Annotated in this window: 14 protein-coding genes; 9 read left to right on the forward strand and 5 right to left on the reverse strand. The window is 45.6% G+C overall.

All coding sequences use genetic code 11. From position 1 onward, the window contains the following. The first annotated feature begins 64 nt into the window (after window positions 1–64). From ACILP5_RS00600 to ACILP5_RS00610, 3 genes are read left to right on the forward strand one after another with little or no spacing between them, the layout of a single operon-like run. A complete protein-coding gene (locus tag ACILP5_RS00600) occupies window positions 65–448 on the forward strand; it encodes a hypothetical protein (protein WP_395616704.1) in 384 nt (127 codons plus the stop codon). Between the two features lie 56 nt (window positions 449–504). Continuing rightward, window positions 505–4,947, forward strand: a complete 4,443-nt coding sequence (locus ACILP5_RS00605) for a CusA/CzcA family heavy metal efflux RND transporter (protein WP_395616705.1) — start codon at window positions 505–507, stop codon at window positions 4,945–4,947. Continuing rightward, window positions 4,940–6,058: an efflux RND transporter periplasmic adaptor subunit gene (locus ACILP5_RS00610; RefSeq protein ID WP_395616706.1), complete on the forward strand. Its 1,119-nt coding sequence runs from the start codon at window positions 4,940–4,942 to the stop codon at window positions 6,056–6,058. The genes ACILP5_RS00605 and ACILP5_RS00610 overlap by 8 nt, the downstream gene beginning before the upstream one ends. 1 nt (window position 6,059) lies before the next feature. Here the strand turns inward: ACILP5_RS00610 and ispE are convergent, their stop codons facing one another. Genes ispE through ACILP5_RS00630 form a run of 4 tightly spaced genes read right to left on the reverse strand, consistent with a single transcriptional unit; the run spans window position 6,060 to window position 9,567 of the window. Continuing rightward, complete coding sequence (gene ispE, locus ACILP5_RS00615; protein ID WP_395616707.1) at window positions 6,060–6,863, reverse strand: 4-(cytidine 5'-diphospho)-2-C-methyl-D-erythritol kinase; 804 nt, start codon at window positions 6,861–6,863, stop codon at window positions 6,060–6,062. A gap of 1 nt (window position 6,864) precedes the next feature. Further along, complete coding sequence (locus ACILP5_RS00620; protein ID WP_395616708.1) at window positions 6,865–7,857, reverse strand: VWA domain-containing protein; 993 nt, start codon at window positions 7,855–7,857, stop codon at window positions 6,865–6,867. Beyond that, window positions 7,847–8,701 (reverse strand): hypothetical protein, encoded by an 855-nt coding sequence (locus ACILP5_RS00625; RefSeq protein WP_395616709.1) that lies wholly within the window; start codon window positions 8,699–8,701, stop codon window positions 7,847–7,849. The genes ACILP5_RS00620 and ACILP5_RS00625 overlap by 11 nt, the downstream gene beginning before the upstream one ends. Continuing rightward, window positions 8,701–9,567 carry a DUF58 domain-containing protein gene (locus ACILP5_RS00630; RefSeq protein WP_395616710.1) on the reverse strand — a complete coding sequence of 289 codons (867 nt, stop codon included), beginning with the start codon at window positions 9,565–9,567 and terminating at the stop codon, window positions 8,701–8,703. Before ACILP5_RS00630 ends, ACILP5_RS00625 begins: the two co-directional genes overlap by 1 nt. Before the next feature lie 84 nt (window positions 9,568–9,651). Here ACILP5_RS00630 and ACILP5_RS00635 point away from each other — a divergent pair, with 84 nt between their 5' ends. Genes ACILP5_RS00635 through ACILP5_RS00660 form a run of 6 tightly spaced genes read left to right on the forward strand, consistent with a single transcriptional unit; the run spans window position 9,652 to window position 14,485 of the window. Then, window positions 9,652–10,008: a DUF4296 domain-containing protein gene (locus ACILP5_RS00635; protein ID WP_395616711.1), complete on the forward strand. Its 357-nt coding sequence runs from the start codon at window positions 9,652–9,654 to the stop codon at window positions 10,006–10,008. Window positions 10,009–10,049: 41 nt separating this feature from the next. Next, on the forward strand, window positions 10,050–10,868 hold the full coding sequence (locus tag ACILP5_RS00640) for a glycerophosphodiester phosphodiesterase family protein (RefSeq protein WP_395616712.1): 819 nt from the start codon (window positions 10,050–10,052) through the stop codon (window positions 10,866–10,868). A gap of 2 nt (window positions 10,869–10,870) precedes the next feature. Further along, entirely contained in the window at window positions 10,871–12,385 is a 1,515-nt protein-coding gene (locus ACILP5_RS00645; protein ID WP_395616713.1) for a GH3 auxin-responsive promoter family protein, read from the forward strand. Window positions 12,386–12,397: 12 nt separating this feature from the next. Continuing rightward, complete coding sequence (locus tag ACILP5_RS00650) at window positions 12,398–12,850, forward strand: GatB/YqeY domain-containing protein (RefSeq protein ID WP_395616714.1); 453 nt, start codon at window positions 12,398–12,400, stop codon at window positions 12,848–12,850. A gap of 56 nt (window positions 12,851–12,906) precedes the next feature. After that, complete coding sequence (rlmN, locus tag ACILP5_RS00655) at window positions 12,907–13,908, forward strand: 23S rRNA (adenine(2503)-C(2))-methyltransferase RlmN (RefSeq protein WP_395616723.1); 1,002 nt, start codon at window positions 12,907–12,909, stop codon at window positions 13,906–13,908. A gap of 4 nt (window positions 13,909–13,912) precedes the next feature. Continuing rightward, on the forward strand, window positions 13,913–14,485 hold the full coding sequence (locus ACILP5_RS00660) for a bifunctional precorrin-2 dehydrogenase/sirohydrochlorin ferrochelatase (RefSeq protein WP_395616715.1): 573 nt from the start codon (window positions 13,913–13,915) through the stop codon (window positions 14,483–14,485). Here ACILP5_RS00660 and ACILP5_RS00665 read toward each other — a convergent pair. After that, window positions 14,482–15,765, reverse strand: coding sequence for an MFS transporter (locus ACILP5_RS00665; RefSeq protein ID WP_395616716.1), 1,284 nt, complete (start codon window positions 15,763–15,765; stop codon window positions 14,482–14,484). The genes ACILP5_RS00660 and ACILP5_RS00665 overlap by 4 nt on opposite strands. Between the last annotated feature and the right edge of the window lies 1 nt (window position 15,766).

Raw genomic sequence — 15,766 nt, forward strand, 5'->3', positions numbered from 1 at the left:
ATCTTAAAATAAAATGAAAACATAAATATGGGTGAAAAATTCGAATTTTTGTTACATTTGGGAGATGAAAAATGTCCTTGCATACGTTCTTTTCGCGATCATGTTCACCGGTGGCTTGTTGCCAAAGGTGGGGATGGAGCAGGCCATTAAGGCGAATGAACTCATGAAGCATTTTCAAGATCACAAGAAGCAGGCTCCGGCAGGTTTCAGTTTTGCTGATTTTTTGTGGATGCATTATTCGGCGGATTCAAAACATGCAAAAACAACCAGTCATCCTGGTTTACCTTCCTTTGATTTCTCAGGCGCGATGGGTTTTGTATTACCCTCTGTTGCCTTATTTTTTGCAGTTACGGTCGCCTTAATTATCGCGCGCCGCCGCTCAGAATTCTACGAAAACAACTACCATTTCGCAATGGAGCGCGTTTTAATCGCGCCTCCCCGGTTTTAAATTAACGCCTGCAGGTCACGGCATGCGCCGTCATGTAAATGCTTAATTTTAAAATCATGATTCATTCCATTATCAATTTTAGTATACGTAATAAATTAGTGGTCGGACTGTTTGTCCTTGGGCTGATTTTTTGGGGAGGGTATTCGCTTCGCCAGTTGCCTATCGATGCACTTCCAGACATTACGTCGAACCAAGTTCAGGTGATTACGCAATCTCCGGCGCTCGCGACGTCCGAGGTCGAAAAATTCATTACTTATCCGCTAGAGATTTCCCTAAGAACCATTCCGAATGTGAAGGGTATTCGCTCGGTTTCGCGGATGGGGCTTTCTATTATTACCGTCGTTTTTGAGGACGAGGTCGCCACCGAAGTGACGCGGCAGCAAGTCGCGGAGAAATTAAAGGCCGCGGAGCCTTATTTATTACAAGGGGCTGGTGTGCCTGAAATGGCGCCTATCACGACGGGTTTAGGAGAATTTTTCCAATATACCCTGGAAATCGATCCAGCATTCAAGGATCAATATTCACTCGCGGATCTACGCACCTACCAGGACTGGTTGATTAAAAGACAACTGTTAGGGATCAAAGGCGTGGTGGAGGTGAGTTCTTTTGGAGGTAACCTGAAACAATATGAGGTAGCAGTTAATCCAGAGCGTTTGCGCGCGATGAATGTCAGTGTTAATGACGTGTTTAAGGCGGTATCTATTAACAATTCAAATTCGGGAGGCAGCTATTTAGAAAAAGGCACGGATGCGTATTTTATTCGTTCAGAGGGGATGTTGACCTCGCTGGAGGATATTGAAAATACGGTCGTGTCGTCGCGTGGAGAAGCTGGTCTACCTATCCTCGTGAAAGATGTGGCAAAGGTGGGTTTTGGTAAGGCGGTTCGCTATGGTGCCATGACCCGAAACGGTCAAGGTGAAGCGGTAGGGGGCGTGATGTTACTTTTAAAAGGAGCGAATGCGAACCAGGTCGTGCAGGATGTGAAGGTGCAGCTGGAAATCATCGGTAAAACGCTCCCACAAGGTATTCACATCGTACCTTATTTAGATCGCAGTGTGTTGATCGGTCGTGCCATTAATACGGTGGAAAAGAACCTGATCGAAGGGGGATTAATTGTCGTATTTATCTTGATTTTGTTGCTGGGAAACTGGCGAGCCGGATTAATTGTGGCTTCGGTGATTCCGCTTTGTTTATTGTTTGCCTTTGCGTTGATGCACATTTTCGGAGTGTCGGCGAATTTAATGAGTTTAGGTGCCATTGACTTTGGCCTCATTGTAGACGGCGCCGTCATTATTGTGGAGTCCATTATTCATAGGCTCCACAGCCATCGAAAAGGGCAGGAATTAAGTCAGCACGAGATGGATGAGGAAGTGGGGATTTCTGCCAAAGCTATTTTCAGCTCCGCCGCTTTCGGTGTCATCATCATCCTGATTGTGTACCTGCCTATTATGGCGCTGGGTGGAATCGAAGGAAAGATGTTTAGACCGATGGCCCAAACGGTTAGTTTCGCTATCCTGGGGGCCTTGATTCTGTCTTTGACCTACGTTCCAATGATGTCTGCCCTATTTTTAGACAAGAAAATCAGCCATGAAATTACGATTGCGGATCGCGTTATGGGTTTTTTATACCGCGGTTATCAACCGATCATTCACTGGGCCTTGAAGCAGCGCAAGTGGGTCGTGATCGGGGCTTTTGGCCTATTTAGTGCGAGCATCGCCCTCTTTATGACGCTAGGTGGTGAGTTTATTCCAGAATTAAATGAAGGTGATTTTGCAGTAGAAACCATATTGCCGACGAACGCTTCTTTGTCCCAAAGTATCAAAGTCAATAATGCGGCTCAAGCCATGTTACTGAAGAAATTTCCTACCGAGATTAATCAAGTCGTCTCCCGTATTGGTGCATCAGAAATTCCCACGGACCCTATGGGAATTAATTCTTGCGACTTGATCATTCAATTGAAGGATCCATCAGTATGGAAGAACGCGGAGACGATGGAAGAACTAGAAGAGAAGATGGATAAGGAGTTAGATGCTTTTCCGGAGGTTAGTTTCGAATTCACACAACCTATTCAGATGCGTTTTAATGAATTGATTGCTGGTGTGAAATCAGATATTGCGGTGAAAATTTTTGGGGAAGATCTTCAAGAATTGTTTGATCACGCCACTGAAGCGTCTCGCTATATTCGAAATATCGACGGCGTAGGTGATATCAAAGTCCAGCAAATCGAAGGTATTCCTCAACTCGTGGTGAAATACAACCGCGTGAAGATGGCGCAATATGGCTTGAATGTGAACGAGGTGAATTCGGCTATCAAGATGACTTTTGCAGGTGAAACCGCAGGAATCGTGATGGAAGGGGAAAAACGTTTTGACCTAGTGGTTCGCATGGATTCCGTGCATCGCCAAGATATTCAAAACCTCCGGGAGCTCTACATCGATTTACCTTCTGGCTCACAAATTCCCTTACAAGAAGTTGCCGAAGTGTCTTACGAAAACGCTCCTTTAGAAATTTCTCGAGACAACACGCACCGCAGAATTACCATCGGTATTAATGTGCGGGGTCGTGACGTAGAAAGTGTCGTAGCCGATATCCAAAAAGTGATGAAGAATAAAATTAGCCTGCCCGCCGGTTACTACGTGACCTACGGTGGAACATTTGAGAATTTACAGGCGGCGAAATCACGGTTAGCATTAGTAGTGCCTATCGCGCTTGCCTTGATTTTCGTTTTGTTATTTTTTACATTCCAAAGCTTCTTAGAAGCATCCATCATCTACCTCGCGATTCCTTTATCGGCGATCGGTGGCGTGGTAGCGCTTTGGTTGCGCGGAATGCCGTTCTCGGTTTCGGCGGGGATCGGTTTTATCGCCTTGTTCGGTGTTGCGGTATTGAACGGCATCGTGTTACTTTCTTTCTTTAAGCAATTAGCAAATGAAGGATTAGGTGTGGAAGAACGTCTGAAGAAAGGATTGGAATTACGTTTTAGACCCGTCATCATGACCGCAGCCGTGGCCTCTTTAGGTTTCTTGCCGATGGCGCTGAGTCACTCGCCAGGGGCAGAGGTGCAGCGTCCCTTAGCGACGGTGGTGATCGGAGGTTTAATCACCGCGACCTTCTTAACACTTGTCGTTATTCCAGTGGTATATTCGATTGTGATGGGCCGCAGAGAACAGAAGCTGAAGGCCAAAGGACTAGGAATGATAGCGTTGTTTATGGTGCTATCTTTTGCATCATTTGCGAAAAACCCTATCTCTACTCTATACTCTCCTATCTCCTCTCTAAATTCGACTAGCGAATATCGACTAGCGACTAAGTCGCACAGCGACGACCCACTGACTACTGACTACTGTATACTGTCTACTGCGGGCTCCGCCCGCTTGTCGCTAAAAGCGTGTTTAGAGCGTGCTTCCACCCGCAACGCCCTCCTCGCCACCGGCATCGCCGAAGTTAGAACCGCGGAGGCCTTTATCAACTCTGGAAAGGAATTACCTAAAGGAACGGTCGATGGGCAGTATGGAAAAACGCAGACTTCAACTAGCCAGGATTACACGCTAATGTTTTCACAAAGTATCCCGTGGCCTACGCTGTTGAAGGCGCAGGTGAAGGCCTTGACTTCGGCGAAAGTGATGAGTGAAAAGCGCTTGAAGATTACGCAGAATTTAGTGGCTTCGAGTGTGAAATTCTATTACTACCAGATTTTGGCACAACAAAAAAATCTGGAATTTCTAGCTTCTCAAGACAGTCTATATACCCAAATGAAGCGTGCAGCAACGATTAAGTTCCAGCAAGGTGAGACGAATCGCCTGGAATTGATGGCGGCGGAAACGCGGCTACGGGAGTTTCAGCAGAAGCGAATTGCCTTAGAAGCAGATCAAAAAACAGCCTATCAGAATCTTGCTTATTGGATTAATGAACCGGGCGAATTCGAGATCGAGGGAAAGGAATCTCTAGCCATGGAATCCGGAGTCGCGGGACTAGATCTGTCGAAAAATCCGACCATCGAACTCTTAGCTGAGCAGGTGGAGCATGGTAAATTGTTAACTGCTGTGGAAAGAGAACGCCTGAAACCTGATGTACGAATCGGGATGACTAACCAGAGTATTGAAAATGTCGGTGGCCAAAATTTTGTTCAAGCAGGTCTGGCGATTCCCATTTTTGGGAAAGGACAGAAGGCAAAAATTGCCTCAGCAAAATTGCAGGAGGAGGCCTTTGTCAGCCAAAAAATCCAGGCCGAATCCGCCTTGAAAACGGATTACATGAATGCGGAGGCAGCGGTTGCAAAATACCGGGCGAGTTTAGCTTATTATACCTCGACGGCCTTACCGCAAGCAATATTGCTAGAGAAGACTGCGCTGAAATCGTACCAGCAGGGAGAAATCGAATATGTCGAAATGCTGCAAAATACGCAGCAAGCTTGGCAGATTCGAGAGAGTTATATTCAAGAAGTCAACGCCTATAACCAGGCGATTATCACCCGTCAAACCATCATTGGAAATGAATAAGTTAATCAAATTTGCAGCGCTATGCCTTATATTCAGCTTAGCGGCCTGCTCGAAAAAAGAAGAATCCGAAACGGAAACGCCCGTATCTGAAGTTAAATTAACGGCAGAACAGAAGACCAACGCGGGTATCGAATTTGGTACATTGGAAGAGCGCGAAATGGCTACCGAAGTGAAATGTACGGGTGTTGTCGATGTACCGCCGGTGTCTTTAGCGTCTATCTCTATCCCAATCGCGGGTTATGTAAAAATGACCTACGAGTTGCTTCCGGGTAAAAAGGTGTCGAAAGGACAGGCTTTAGCGACCTTGACTTCACTTGATTTCATCCAAATGCAGCAAGAGTATTTGCAGGCCTTGTCTTCGCAGACTTTTATGAGTTCCGAGAAGTCGCGTCAGCAGGTTTTGACAAACGAAGAGGTAGGATCGAAGAAGAAATTACAACAGTCGGAAGCGGATTTAGGGAATGTGAATGCGCAAGTGAAGGCTTTGGGACTGAAGTTAGAGGTTTTAGGTTGTGACTTGAAATCGCTGGCGAAGGGAAACCTTAGTTCTGTTTTAACCTTGCGTTCACCGATTGATGGATATATCCAAGATCAGTTTTTGGCGATCGGAAAATACGTGACCCCTTCTGACGTACTGATTAAGGTCGTGGGAATGGCAGACAAGCACGTGGAATTGAAGGTATTCGAGAAGGATTTGGCCAAATTAAACATCGGTCAAACCATCGAATTCGAATCAGAGGGGCAGAAAGCCGTCGCCAAAATCTTCCTCATCGCCCCACAAGTCGATTTAACAGAACGAACAACCTCGATTCATGGGCACTTCGAAAACAAATCAGACGAAAAGAACTTTACCGTAGGACAATTCGTCAGCGCGCGGATCGAAGTAGGATCCCAAAAAATCTCCAGTATTCCGCAAGCAGGCCTTGCTCGCGTGGGGAAAGGGGGTTTCATCTATGTGGAAATGACAAATGGCGCCATGACGCAGGTACCGGTCGAAATACTGAGCTCGACACCTGAATACGCGGGAATCAAATTATTGAAAGCATTGCCGGCGGGTAAAGTAGTGACAAAAGGAGCTTCAGCTATAGAAGCGATCTTTGCGAAAGACTAATCTACTCTACTAAGCCGCTCCAAACAGTATAATCGGCCCATCCCGCAGGTGGGTCGATTTTTTTGTCAAAAATCCCGAAAATCGTTGACCCCGATCCGCTCATTGCCGCATAGCTAGCACCCAAGTTGTACATTTCCTCTTTTAAAGAGGCGAGCACCGGATAATTTGGGAAAATACTCTTCTCGAAATCATTCGAAATAGTTTCTTTCCAATCGGATTTCAAAATGGCCTTGCGTAGATCCACCGGAGCCTTAACTGGTGTCACGCCCGCATAAGCCTCAGCAGTTGAGATACCCACCGCGGGATATAATAACACGAGGAATTTCCCTTTCAGGCTCGCATCAATTGGGCTAAGTTGATCTCCTTTCCCCTTGCCAAAAGCCGCCTGATTCGACAAGAAAAACGCACAATCACTACCTAATTTAGCCGCATATGGCTGTAAATCTTCGTTCGTTAAAGGCAACTGAAACAAGTCCAGTAAGCCCAGTAAGGTAAATGCCGCATCCGAGGAACCTCCGCCTAAACCAGCTCCCATTGGGATAATTTTGTGCAGGTGAATGTGCACGGGCGGGAAGGCGTGGTCATTGCGCAATAATTCATAAGCCCGGTAACACAGGTTATTTTCGATGGCACCAGAAATCTCGAGCCCAGAGGAACTGAAACTGAATTCATCCGCGGGTGTAATCTCTAACACATCTGTCCATGGCACGGGAAAGAAACACGTTTCCAAATCATGAAATCCATCCTTGCGCTTCTTCGTGATGTACAATCCAATATTAATCTTCGCGTGCGGAAATAAAACCATATTAATCTTCTAAAGAGTTGCCTATCCAGCTGAAACGTACCCACAATCCAATGAAAAATAGGACGAGCGCAATTTCAGCAAATAAGTATGAGAGGGAGATGTGTTCTTCCCAGGTAACCGTTTTGACCACCGAGGCCTCCATTTTATCAATTTCTTGGAAAATCTGTTGCAAAGCCTGGCCATTTGTCGCTCGAAAGAATTTCCCTTTGGTTATCGTTGCGATTTCGCGCAGGGTACTTTCATCTACCGGGTCAGCACTAGGCTGAAGGCTCCCCACGGCAATGGTGTAGACTTTAATGTTAAAATTCTTCGCTAGTTCCGCGGACGTAACCGGGTCTAGATTTCCGGCGGTATTGTTTCCATCAGAAATTAGGATACTGATTTTCTTGGGGTTTTCGGAGTCACGAATTTGGTTGATACACATTCCTAAGGCATCTCCCAAAGCCGTTCCCTCTTCCACGATTTGATTCGTTTGTAACTGCTGTAATTGATGCAATAAAAAGGCCGTATCCGTGGTAATAGGGCTCGCTAAATAAGGAGCACCCGCGAAGGCAATTAATGAAATGGGATCGTGGCTCCGCTGGCGGATGAATTCCTTGCCCATCGTTTTAGCTGTTTCTAAGCGACTAGGGCTAATATCTCGCGTCTGCATGGAAGAGGAGATGTCCAAAGCCAGAGCGATGTCAATACCTTCAACTTGCTTTTTCTGGTGCTTGATCACGCGGTAGGGACCTGCCGCCACGATGATGACGGAAGAGATGCACAGGACCTGTATGAGCATGGGAACGTAACTCAAAAAAAGCGAAATCCGGTTTTGCCGTAAGGGAACAGAAAGGGATAATTCCAGGCGTGGCTTGTTTCCTCGTTGACGTAAATACTTGATGAAATAGACAATGAAAGGCCAAATTAAGCCATACAAAAACAAGCTATTCTCCCACTCGAAAGTGAAGAATGCCTGAATTTGATGCCAAGAATAAAGCGGATTAAACTTCATTGTTTTGGATCTTCTCTTGTTCTACTTCGTATAAATTTGCCGCTAACGCGTCTAGATATTGAACGGATTCCGTTGTATTTGTAGAAAAGTTTCCGCCATAAATAGCCGAATCCATCTCATTTAGCACCTTTTCCATCGCCTCGTCCGCTAGATTATCTAGCATTTCTTTCGAAGTAAAGGTGGTAAAGGGTAATTTTGTTAATTCCTCCATATATTTTTTCCAGGCCGAGAAGGCTTTCTCTAAATTGAGTAAACCCACAGGTGTGCCTGCAACTTGTCGCGTGTAGCGCTGGAACGTCCGCCTAAATTCCCGGTGTCGTCTCCACAATAAGTAGCGTTTGAAGAGTTTGGCAATGGCCTTCCCAAAAAGCCAGTAGATCAATCCCGCCAAGATCAGTAAACTAATTCCCGCCGCAAAAACGTTTTTAAGTTCTGTTTTAGGGCTCAGGGGCTGGATGGGGATGCTTTGGTACAAAGAATCTAAATCAATCTGTTCCGGATGTGGCAATAAGCGCTTCAAGTGGACACTATCTACCACGGGATAAATTAGGGTACAATCGGGTTCTTGCAAAAGGTAAATCGGTATTTGCAGTTTTTGGACTGGGGCCAAATTAAACAAACGTAGCGTATAAACGGCAGAATCTAAAGACCCTGAAGCCGTCGTCTTAGTAGAAAAAAACTCGCGTTTGACCGTCTCAAATGCGCCAAAATTCTGGTTTGCACTCGGAAAAAATACTTCTTGTCCTTTCGGATGACGCACATACAAAGAATAGTGAATCGGCTGTCCGATCACCACCGAATCCTCCTGAAACTTTCCCTTAATGATAAATGGCGTCTCTTGCATTAGCGTCTGGCATTAAAAAGTTTGACTAATGCTGGAACGAAATCCTCGCCCGAACGCAATTCAACGTAATCTGCATGCCATTTCTTGCACATTTCTTTTAGTTCTACTCCACGGTTTTTGACCTGTTGCTGAAGTAAATTCTTGAATCCTCGCGTGGAGGTATTTACCCAAGTTGTCCGCTTACGTTCCGGATCATAAATGGGAATAATTCCCATGGAAGGCAATTGAATTTCTTGTTGATCAAGCGTATGCAAGACTACTAAATCGTGCTTCAAAGCTGCAGCGCGCAATAAATCTTCATATCCTTCATCGATAAAGTCAGATAAAACGAACAAAAGACTTTTTCGTTTTAAGGTCTGCAATGCGAAGGTTAAACCCGCCTTTAAATCAGTCGCTGAATTCTCTGCTTCCACTCTAAAAAGCTCTGAAATCACCTTATAGCCATGCTTTTTGCCCATGGCTGGGGGCATGTATTTTTCGTTTTTATCACTAAAGCAGACGAAGCCTAGGTGGCTCGCTTCTTGAATAGCAGCAAAAGCTAACACCCCAGCCACTTCTTTTAAAGTCTTGATTTTGCTATTTCCACGTCTGCCTACTGTTCCGGAGGCACTGACGTCGATGAGGAAGAAAACGGTTTGTTCTTTTTCTTCTTTGAAGAGTTTTACAAATGTCCCATGACCCTTGGAAGAGGTATTCCAGTCAATGTGCCGAACGTCGTCCCCGTAATGGTATTGGCGTAGGTCACTAAACTCTAAGCCCGATCCCTTAAAGACGGAGGAGAAATTTCCATGCATTTGCGTGTTAATCGCTTTTCTAATGCGAATTTCCAGCTGAACAACATGGGTCAGGAAGGCTTTAATGTCCATATCCACGAGACTAAATTACCTAAATTTTAGGCAATCTGAATGAAATGAGCTAAAAGCTTTCTAATTTACGGGTATATTTACAAGATGAAAAAGGTCTATTTATTGCTTTTCTTGGCACTGGGGGTATTTGCCTTTAGTGCATGCTCATATAAATCGGATAATGACCGATTAGAACAGGAGAAAATGGCACAGATTTTGGCAGACATTCACATCGATGAAGCGATTGTCCAAAACATGAGTGTAGGCAATACCGATACTGCCTTAGTTCTTTTCCATCAGATATCGAAGCAAACGCTAAAAAAACGGAATCTCGATTCTGCCAAGGTTTCAAAAAGCCTGGAGTCTTACGTGAAAGATCCAGCTGCTTTTATCAAATTATATACTCGTGTGAATGAAATTATTGAGGAACGCGCGAAAAAAGCCGCTGCTAAAAGACCATGAGGAAACTTCTTTTCTTATTATTGTTTGTTAATCTAATTTCTATGGGGCAATCGCCTGTTATTCAAGGACATCGTGGTTGCAGGGGCTTGTATCCTGAGAACTCTTTACCCGCATTTCAACATGCGCTAGAGATGGGGGTGACCGTACTCGAAATGGACGTTTGCCTGTCTGCTGACGGAAAGGTCGTGGTCTCGCATGAACCCTATATGAATCCCTTATATGCCTCTTTCTCTGATGGACGTCCAGTGACCGATGCAACGATTAATTTATACCAAAAAACGTACGCCGAAATCAAATCCTTCGATGTAGGTTCCAGAGGCAATAAATTGTTCCCGGAACAAGCGCATGTGGCGACCTACAAGCCTTTGCTTTCCGAAGTATTAGCCCTAGGCGAGGCCTATGCCCGTAAAACCGGTCGCCGAATCGAGTACAACATCGAGATCAAATCAGAGCCAGCTGAATACGGCAAATCTCAACCAGCGACCGTGAAAGAGTTCGCGGATAAGGTATGGGCAGTGATTTCCGCCGGCATTTCCCCGTCTACCTTGATATTACAAAGCTTCGATTTTGCAGTATTGAAATACTGGAAAACCGCAATTAACCAGGGGCGCATTTCTGCTTTGGTGGAAAAAGAGTCACCGGAGCAGATGCTTTCAGACCTCGGTTTTGTGCCAGAGATCTTCTCTCCATCTCACAAGTATTTAACGAAAGCGCAAATTGATTTTTGCCATGCCCGCCACATGCAAGTGATACCGTGGACAATCAATACAACCGCAGAAATGCAAAAATTCAGTGACTGGAAGGTAGATGGAATCATTACCGATTACCCTAATCGAGCACCTCAATTCCTTAAACCCTAAGCATGTCGATTTTTAATGAGACTTTGTTGTGGTTTATGAAACGGAGGATGCCTAGGATTGAGGCAATGTACGATAGTCCGTTGGAACTACAAGAGCAGATGTTGCAGGGGCTTTTATCCCATGGTCAATCCACGGAATGGGGTTCTAAGCACGGTTATCAGGACATTAATAACTACGAAAAGTTCAAACAACAAGTTCCCATTTCTACCTACGAAGAGATTTTTCCTTACATCGATCGAATGATGCAGGGGGAGCAAAATATCTTGTGGGATACGCCCATTAACTGGTTTTCGAAGTCTTCTGGAACTACTAATGCGCGCAGTAAATTCATTCCGGTCTCGAAGGAGTCGCTGGAGGAATGCCACATGATGGGAGGGAAGGACATGATTACGTTGCTGGCGGCGAATAAACCGGATACCAAAGTCTTCGAGGGCAAAGGCCTGTCCATCGGGGGTAGTTTATCAGAAAGTCCAGTGAATTCGAGCATGCTGATGGGTGATGTGTCGGCAGTGGTAATGAAGAATTTGCCTATTTGGGCGCAGATGATCCGAACGCCTTCGCTGGATGTGGCGCTGATGGGGGATTGGGATCAGAAGATCGAGAAGATGGCGATCGAGACGTCGAAGGAGAATGTGACGAGTATTCTGGGCGTGCCTACATGGACGCTGGTGTTGATCGAGAAGATATTAGAGATTACCGGGAAGAAGTCGATTTTAGAGGTGTGGGAGAATTTTGAGTTTATGATTCATGGGGCGGTGGCTTTTGGGCCGTACCGCGAGTTGTTTAAGAACCAAATATTCCCGTCATCGCAGGTCGGATTCCTGGAGATATACAATGCGTCGGAAGGTTTTTTTGGGATTCAGGATGATCTGTCCAAACCGGATGAGATGCTTTTAATGCTCGATTACGGCATTTTCTATGAGTTCATCCCCATGAATGACGAAGGAGAAGAGGCGAATACAATCGTGGCTTTAGACCAGGTGGAGATAGGGGTAAATTATGCGATGGTCATTTCGACGAACGCGGGATTGTGGCGCTACAAGATCGGTGATACCGTGAAATTTACTTCTATAAGCCCTTTCCGCATTAAGATTTCCGGACGGACGAAGCATTTCATTAATGCTTTTGGGGAGGAGTTGATCATCGAGAATGCCGAGACGGCCGTCGCGCGCGCTTGCGCCGCGACCCAGGCGGAGATCAAGGATTATACGGCGGCTCCGGCCTTCATGAATGAGGGCAAGAATGGGCACCACGAATGGGTGATTGAATTTTCAAAAGCCCCAAAAGATTTTCGTACCTTTGCACAGATTTTGGACCAAACGCTTCGCGAGCAAAACTCGGATTACGATGCGAAAAGGTCTTATGATTTAGTGCTTGGCCCGCCTTTGGTCCATATCGCCCCAGCTGGAACTTTCCACAACTGGATGCGGGAAAGAGGGAAATTAGGAGGCCAGCATAAAGTTCCGAGGTTAAGTAACCACCGGGAATTTTTAGAAGGAGTGAAGGCTCATTTTTAATCAAAACAAGCTATGTCGTTAAAATTAACCATCGAGAATGGTATAAAAGATGCCATGCGTGCGAAAGACGCAGACCGTTTACGGGCGCTTCGTGCGATCAAATCCATGATTCTTTTAGAAGAAACATCGGGCTCAAGCGCTGACGGTTTAAGCGCAGATGCCGAGATGAAAATCTTAATGAAAGCAGCGAAACAACGCCGCGATTCATTAGAAGTATATGTAGCTCAAAATCGCCCCGACTTAGCGGAAAAAGAGCAAGCGGAATTAGCTATCATCGAAGAATTCTTACCTAAGCAATTATCAGATGCAGAATTAACGGCAAAAATCACCGAAATCATCTCTTCAGTAGGCGCTACTAGCCCGGCTGATATGGGTAAAGTGATGGGCGCAGCTTCGAAGCAATTAGCGGGTTTAGCAGATGGAAAAGCTATTTCTGCGAAAGTAAGTGAGCTATTAAAGAAATAAGATTGGATAAGAAAATCGCCATACGGAATCTAAGTTTTGACCAGCTGAAAGCAGAGATGCTTGCTGCCGGGGAGCCTGCGTTCCGGGCGAAGCAGGTGTACGAGTGGATTTGGAAGAAAGCAGCACGCAGTTTCGACGCAATGGGGAATATCCCGAAGACGACGCGCGAGTGGCTTTCAGAGAAATTCTCTTTGCAGATCGTGACTACTGCGGAGGCGCAGATCAGCTCCGATCGCACCATCAAATCCAGCTTCGAATTATTCGATAAAAACCTGATAGAAGGAGTACTTATTCCCACGCGCGAACGTATGACGGCATGCGTATCCTCTCAAGTAGGATGCTCCTTAACCTGCAGTTTTTGTGCAACAGGTTATATGGACCGCAAGCGCAACTTAGAGGCTTTCGAAATCTATGATCAGGTGGTACTAATCCGTGACCAGGCACAGGAAAAATACGGTCAAGCACTCACGAACATCGTCTATATGGGGATGGGCGAGCCGCTCTTGAACTATGCGAATGTCTTAAAGTCGGTCGAGCAAATTACCTCGCCGGAAGGTTTAGGCATGTCGCCGCGCCGCATTACGGTATCCACCGCAGGTATCGCAAAGATGATTCAGAAATTAGGCGATGACCAGGTGAAGTTTAACCTGGCGCTTTCCCTACACGCTGCGAACGATACGAAGCGGAACCAGATCATGCCCATCAACGAAAGCAATACACTTGATGTCTTGAAAACGGCACTTTTGTATTTCTTTGACAAGACTGGGAATGACATTACCCTTGAATACATTGTGTTCAATAAGTTCAACGATACGATTGAGGATGCAAGAGAATTGTATGAGTTTGCCAAAGGTATCCCTTGCAAAATCAACCTCATCGAATACAACCCTATTGCGCAATCTTCTTTCGTGAATGCGGAGGCAGATGCAATCGCGAAATTCTCAGCTTTCCTTGAAAGTAAACGAATGATTGTGAATATTCGCCGCTCCCGCGGACGTGATATTGACGCGGCTTGTGGCCAACTTGCCGGCAAAAAAGCTCCCGTTGCAGATGCCTAACACCATGTTTCCCATCTTCTTGAAAATGGATCAAATCCAGACTTTGGTCGTGGGAGGAGGGAACGTTGCCTTAGAAAAGGCATCCGCTATTTTGCGCAATTCACCGGAGGCAAATCTGACTTTAGTAGCGCCCTTTTTTCGCCCAGAAACACTGGAATATTTACAAGATTACCCTCAGGTTCGTATCGTCGAGCGCGTCTTTCAAGCATCCGATTTAGAAGGTTTAGACTTGATTATCTGTGCCACGGATTCACCAGCTCTACATGCAGAGATTAAGGCCTTAGCAGCTGCGCAGCATTTATTATGCAATGTGGCGGATACGCCACCTTTGTGTGATTTTTACCTCGGATCTATCGTCCAAAAAGGGGATTTAAAGATTGCGATTTCCACGAATGGGAAATCACCTACTTTGGCAAAAAGAATCAGAGCGTTCCTTGAGGACGTCATCCCAGACGAAGTCCAAACCTCCCTCGAACAATTAGAGGCTGCCCGTAAAACTTTAAAGGGTGACTTTCAAGAGAAAATCACCCAATTAAATGAATTGACGAAGAATTTAATCTTCCCCAAAAAGGACTAGTCGTCGATCTTCGCTGTCTCCAGCGTAGGTACTAAGCTGTAAATAATCACCCAAGCTAACATATAGGCACTTCCGCAAAGCAAGAAGATGATGTTATAACCGTCGTTGATATCTCCTAATAATTTGTATTTATCGAGTAAGGCTCCCACGATCATTGGGAAGAAAATACCACCCACTGATCCAGCCATACCACCGATTCCGATCACCGAACTAACAGCTTTCTTCGGGAACATGTCCGTCGCAATCGAGTAAATATTTGCGCTCCAAGCCTGGTGTGCCGCTGCAGCTAGGGAAATAAGTCCCACGGCTTGCCAAATATTTTCGCTATAACGCGCTAACATAATCGGAACCACCGCTAGGGCGAAACTAAACATCGACCACTTGCGTGCTTTAAACGATGGCCAGCCTTTATTAATCAAATAACCAGACAACCATCCACCTCCAATACTGCCTATCGTGGTAGCTGTATAGACGATGATTAATTCTAAACTAGGCTTCTTTAAGTCTAATTGGAAGCGCTCAGAGAAGTACGAGGGTAACCAGAAAAGGAAGAACCACCAGATAGGATCCGTAAACATTTTGCCAAAAAAGAAGGCCCATGTCTGCTTGAATCCAAATAATTTAGCCCAACGTACCGGAGTTACATTGTCATCTTTTGCCTCCATATCCGCGTGGATATAGTCGAATTCTGCTTTCGATAAGGACTCGTGCTTAGATGGCACTTCATAGTAGAGCCACCAGAAGATCAACCATACAAAGCCGATCGCACCTGTTGCAATAAAGGCCATTTCCCAGCCATAAGCTCCTAAAATCCACGGTACTAATATGGGTGCCGCTACCGCGCCTATGTTCGCTCCCGAATTAAAGATACCCGTTGCCAGCGCACGCTCGTTCTTAGGGAACCATTCAGCCACCGTCTTAATTGCCGCTGGAAAGTTTCCTGCTTCACCCAGACCTAATAAAGCGCGCATAAACGCAAAGCTCATGGTACCCGTAGCTAAAGCGTGCATCATCGCCGCAATACTCCAAACTACGATCGATATCGAATAGCCTAACTTAGTTCCGATGCGATCGATAATACCGCCAAAACCCAACAAACTAATTGCATAAGCCGCTTGGAAAGCAATAACAATGTTAGAATAATCTGTCTCCGACCAGTCAAATTCTTTTTCTAAAACCGGCTTCAGTAATCCAATTACCTGGCGGTCTAGGTAGTTAATCGTCGTCGCGAAAAATAGCAAAGCGCATATTTTCCAGCGGTACTTTCCAATTGTTTCCATA

It is taken from the genome of Aquirufa sp. (assembly GCF_044239315.1).
Lineage (GTDB): Bacteria > Bacteroidota > Bacteroidia > Cytophagales > Spirosomataceae > Aquirufa.

Coding starts and splice junctions, on each gene's coding strand:
- ACILP5_RS00600 (WP_395616704.1), top strand. CDS start 65: ATGAAAAATGTCCTTGCATACGTTCTTTTCGCGATCATGTTCACCGGT.
- ACILP5_RS00605 (WP_395616705.1), top strand. CDS start 505: ATGATTCATTCCATTATCAATTTTAGTATACGTAATAAATTAGTGGTC.
- ACILP5_RS00610 (WP_395616706.1), top strand. CDS start 4,940: ATGAATAAGTTAATCAAATTTGCAGCGCTATGCCTTATATTCAGCTTA.
- ispE (WP_395616707.1), bottom strand. CDS start 6,863: ATGGTTTTATTTCCGCACGCGAAGATTAATATTGGATTGTACATCACG.
- ACILP5_RS00620 (WP_395616708.1), bottom strand. CDS start 7,857: ATGAAGTTTAATCCGCTTTATTCTTGGCATCAAATTCAGGCATTCTTC.
- ACILP5_RS00625 (WP_395616709.1), bottom strand. CDS start 8,701: ATGCAAGAGACGCCATTTATCATTAAGGGAAAGTTTCAGGAGGATTCG.
- ACILP5_RS00630 (WP_395616710.1), bottom strand. CDS start 9,567: ATGGACATTAAAGCCTTCCTGACCCATGTTGTTCAGCTGGAAATTCGC.
- ACILP5_RS00635 (WP_395616711.1), top strand. CDS start 9,652: ATGAAAAAGGTCTATTTATTGCTTTTCTTGGCACTGGGGGTATTTGCC.
- ACILP5_RS00640 (WP_395616712.1), top strand. CDS start 10,050: ATGGGGCAATCGCCTGTTATTCAAGGACATCGTGGTTGCAGGGGCTTG.
- ACILP5_RS00645 (WP_395616713.1), top strand. CDS start 10,871: ATGTCGATTTTTAATGAGACTTTGTTGTGGTTTATGAAACGGAGGATG.
- ACILP5_RS00650 (WP_395616714.1), top strand. CDS start 12,398: ATGTCGTTAAAATTAACCATCGAGAATGGTATAAAAGATGCCATGCGT.
- rlmN (WP_395616723.1), top strand. CDS start 12,907: ATGCTTGCTGCCGGGGAGCCTGCGTTCCGGGCGAAGCAGGTGTACGAG.
- ACILP5_RS00660 (WP_395616715.1), top strand. CDS start 13,913: ATGTTTCCCATCTTCTTGAAAATGGATCAAATCCAGACTTTGGTCGTG.
- ACILP5_RS00665 (WP_395616716.1), bottom strand. CDS start 15,765: ATGGAAACAATTGGAAAGTACCGCTGGAAAATATGCGCTTTGCTATTT.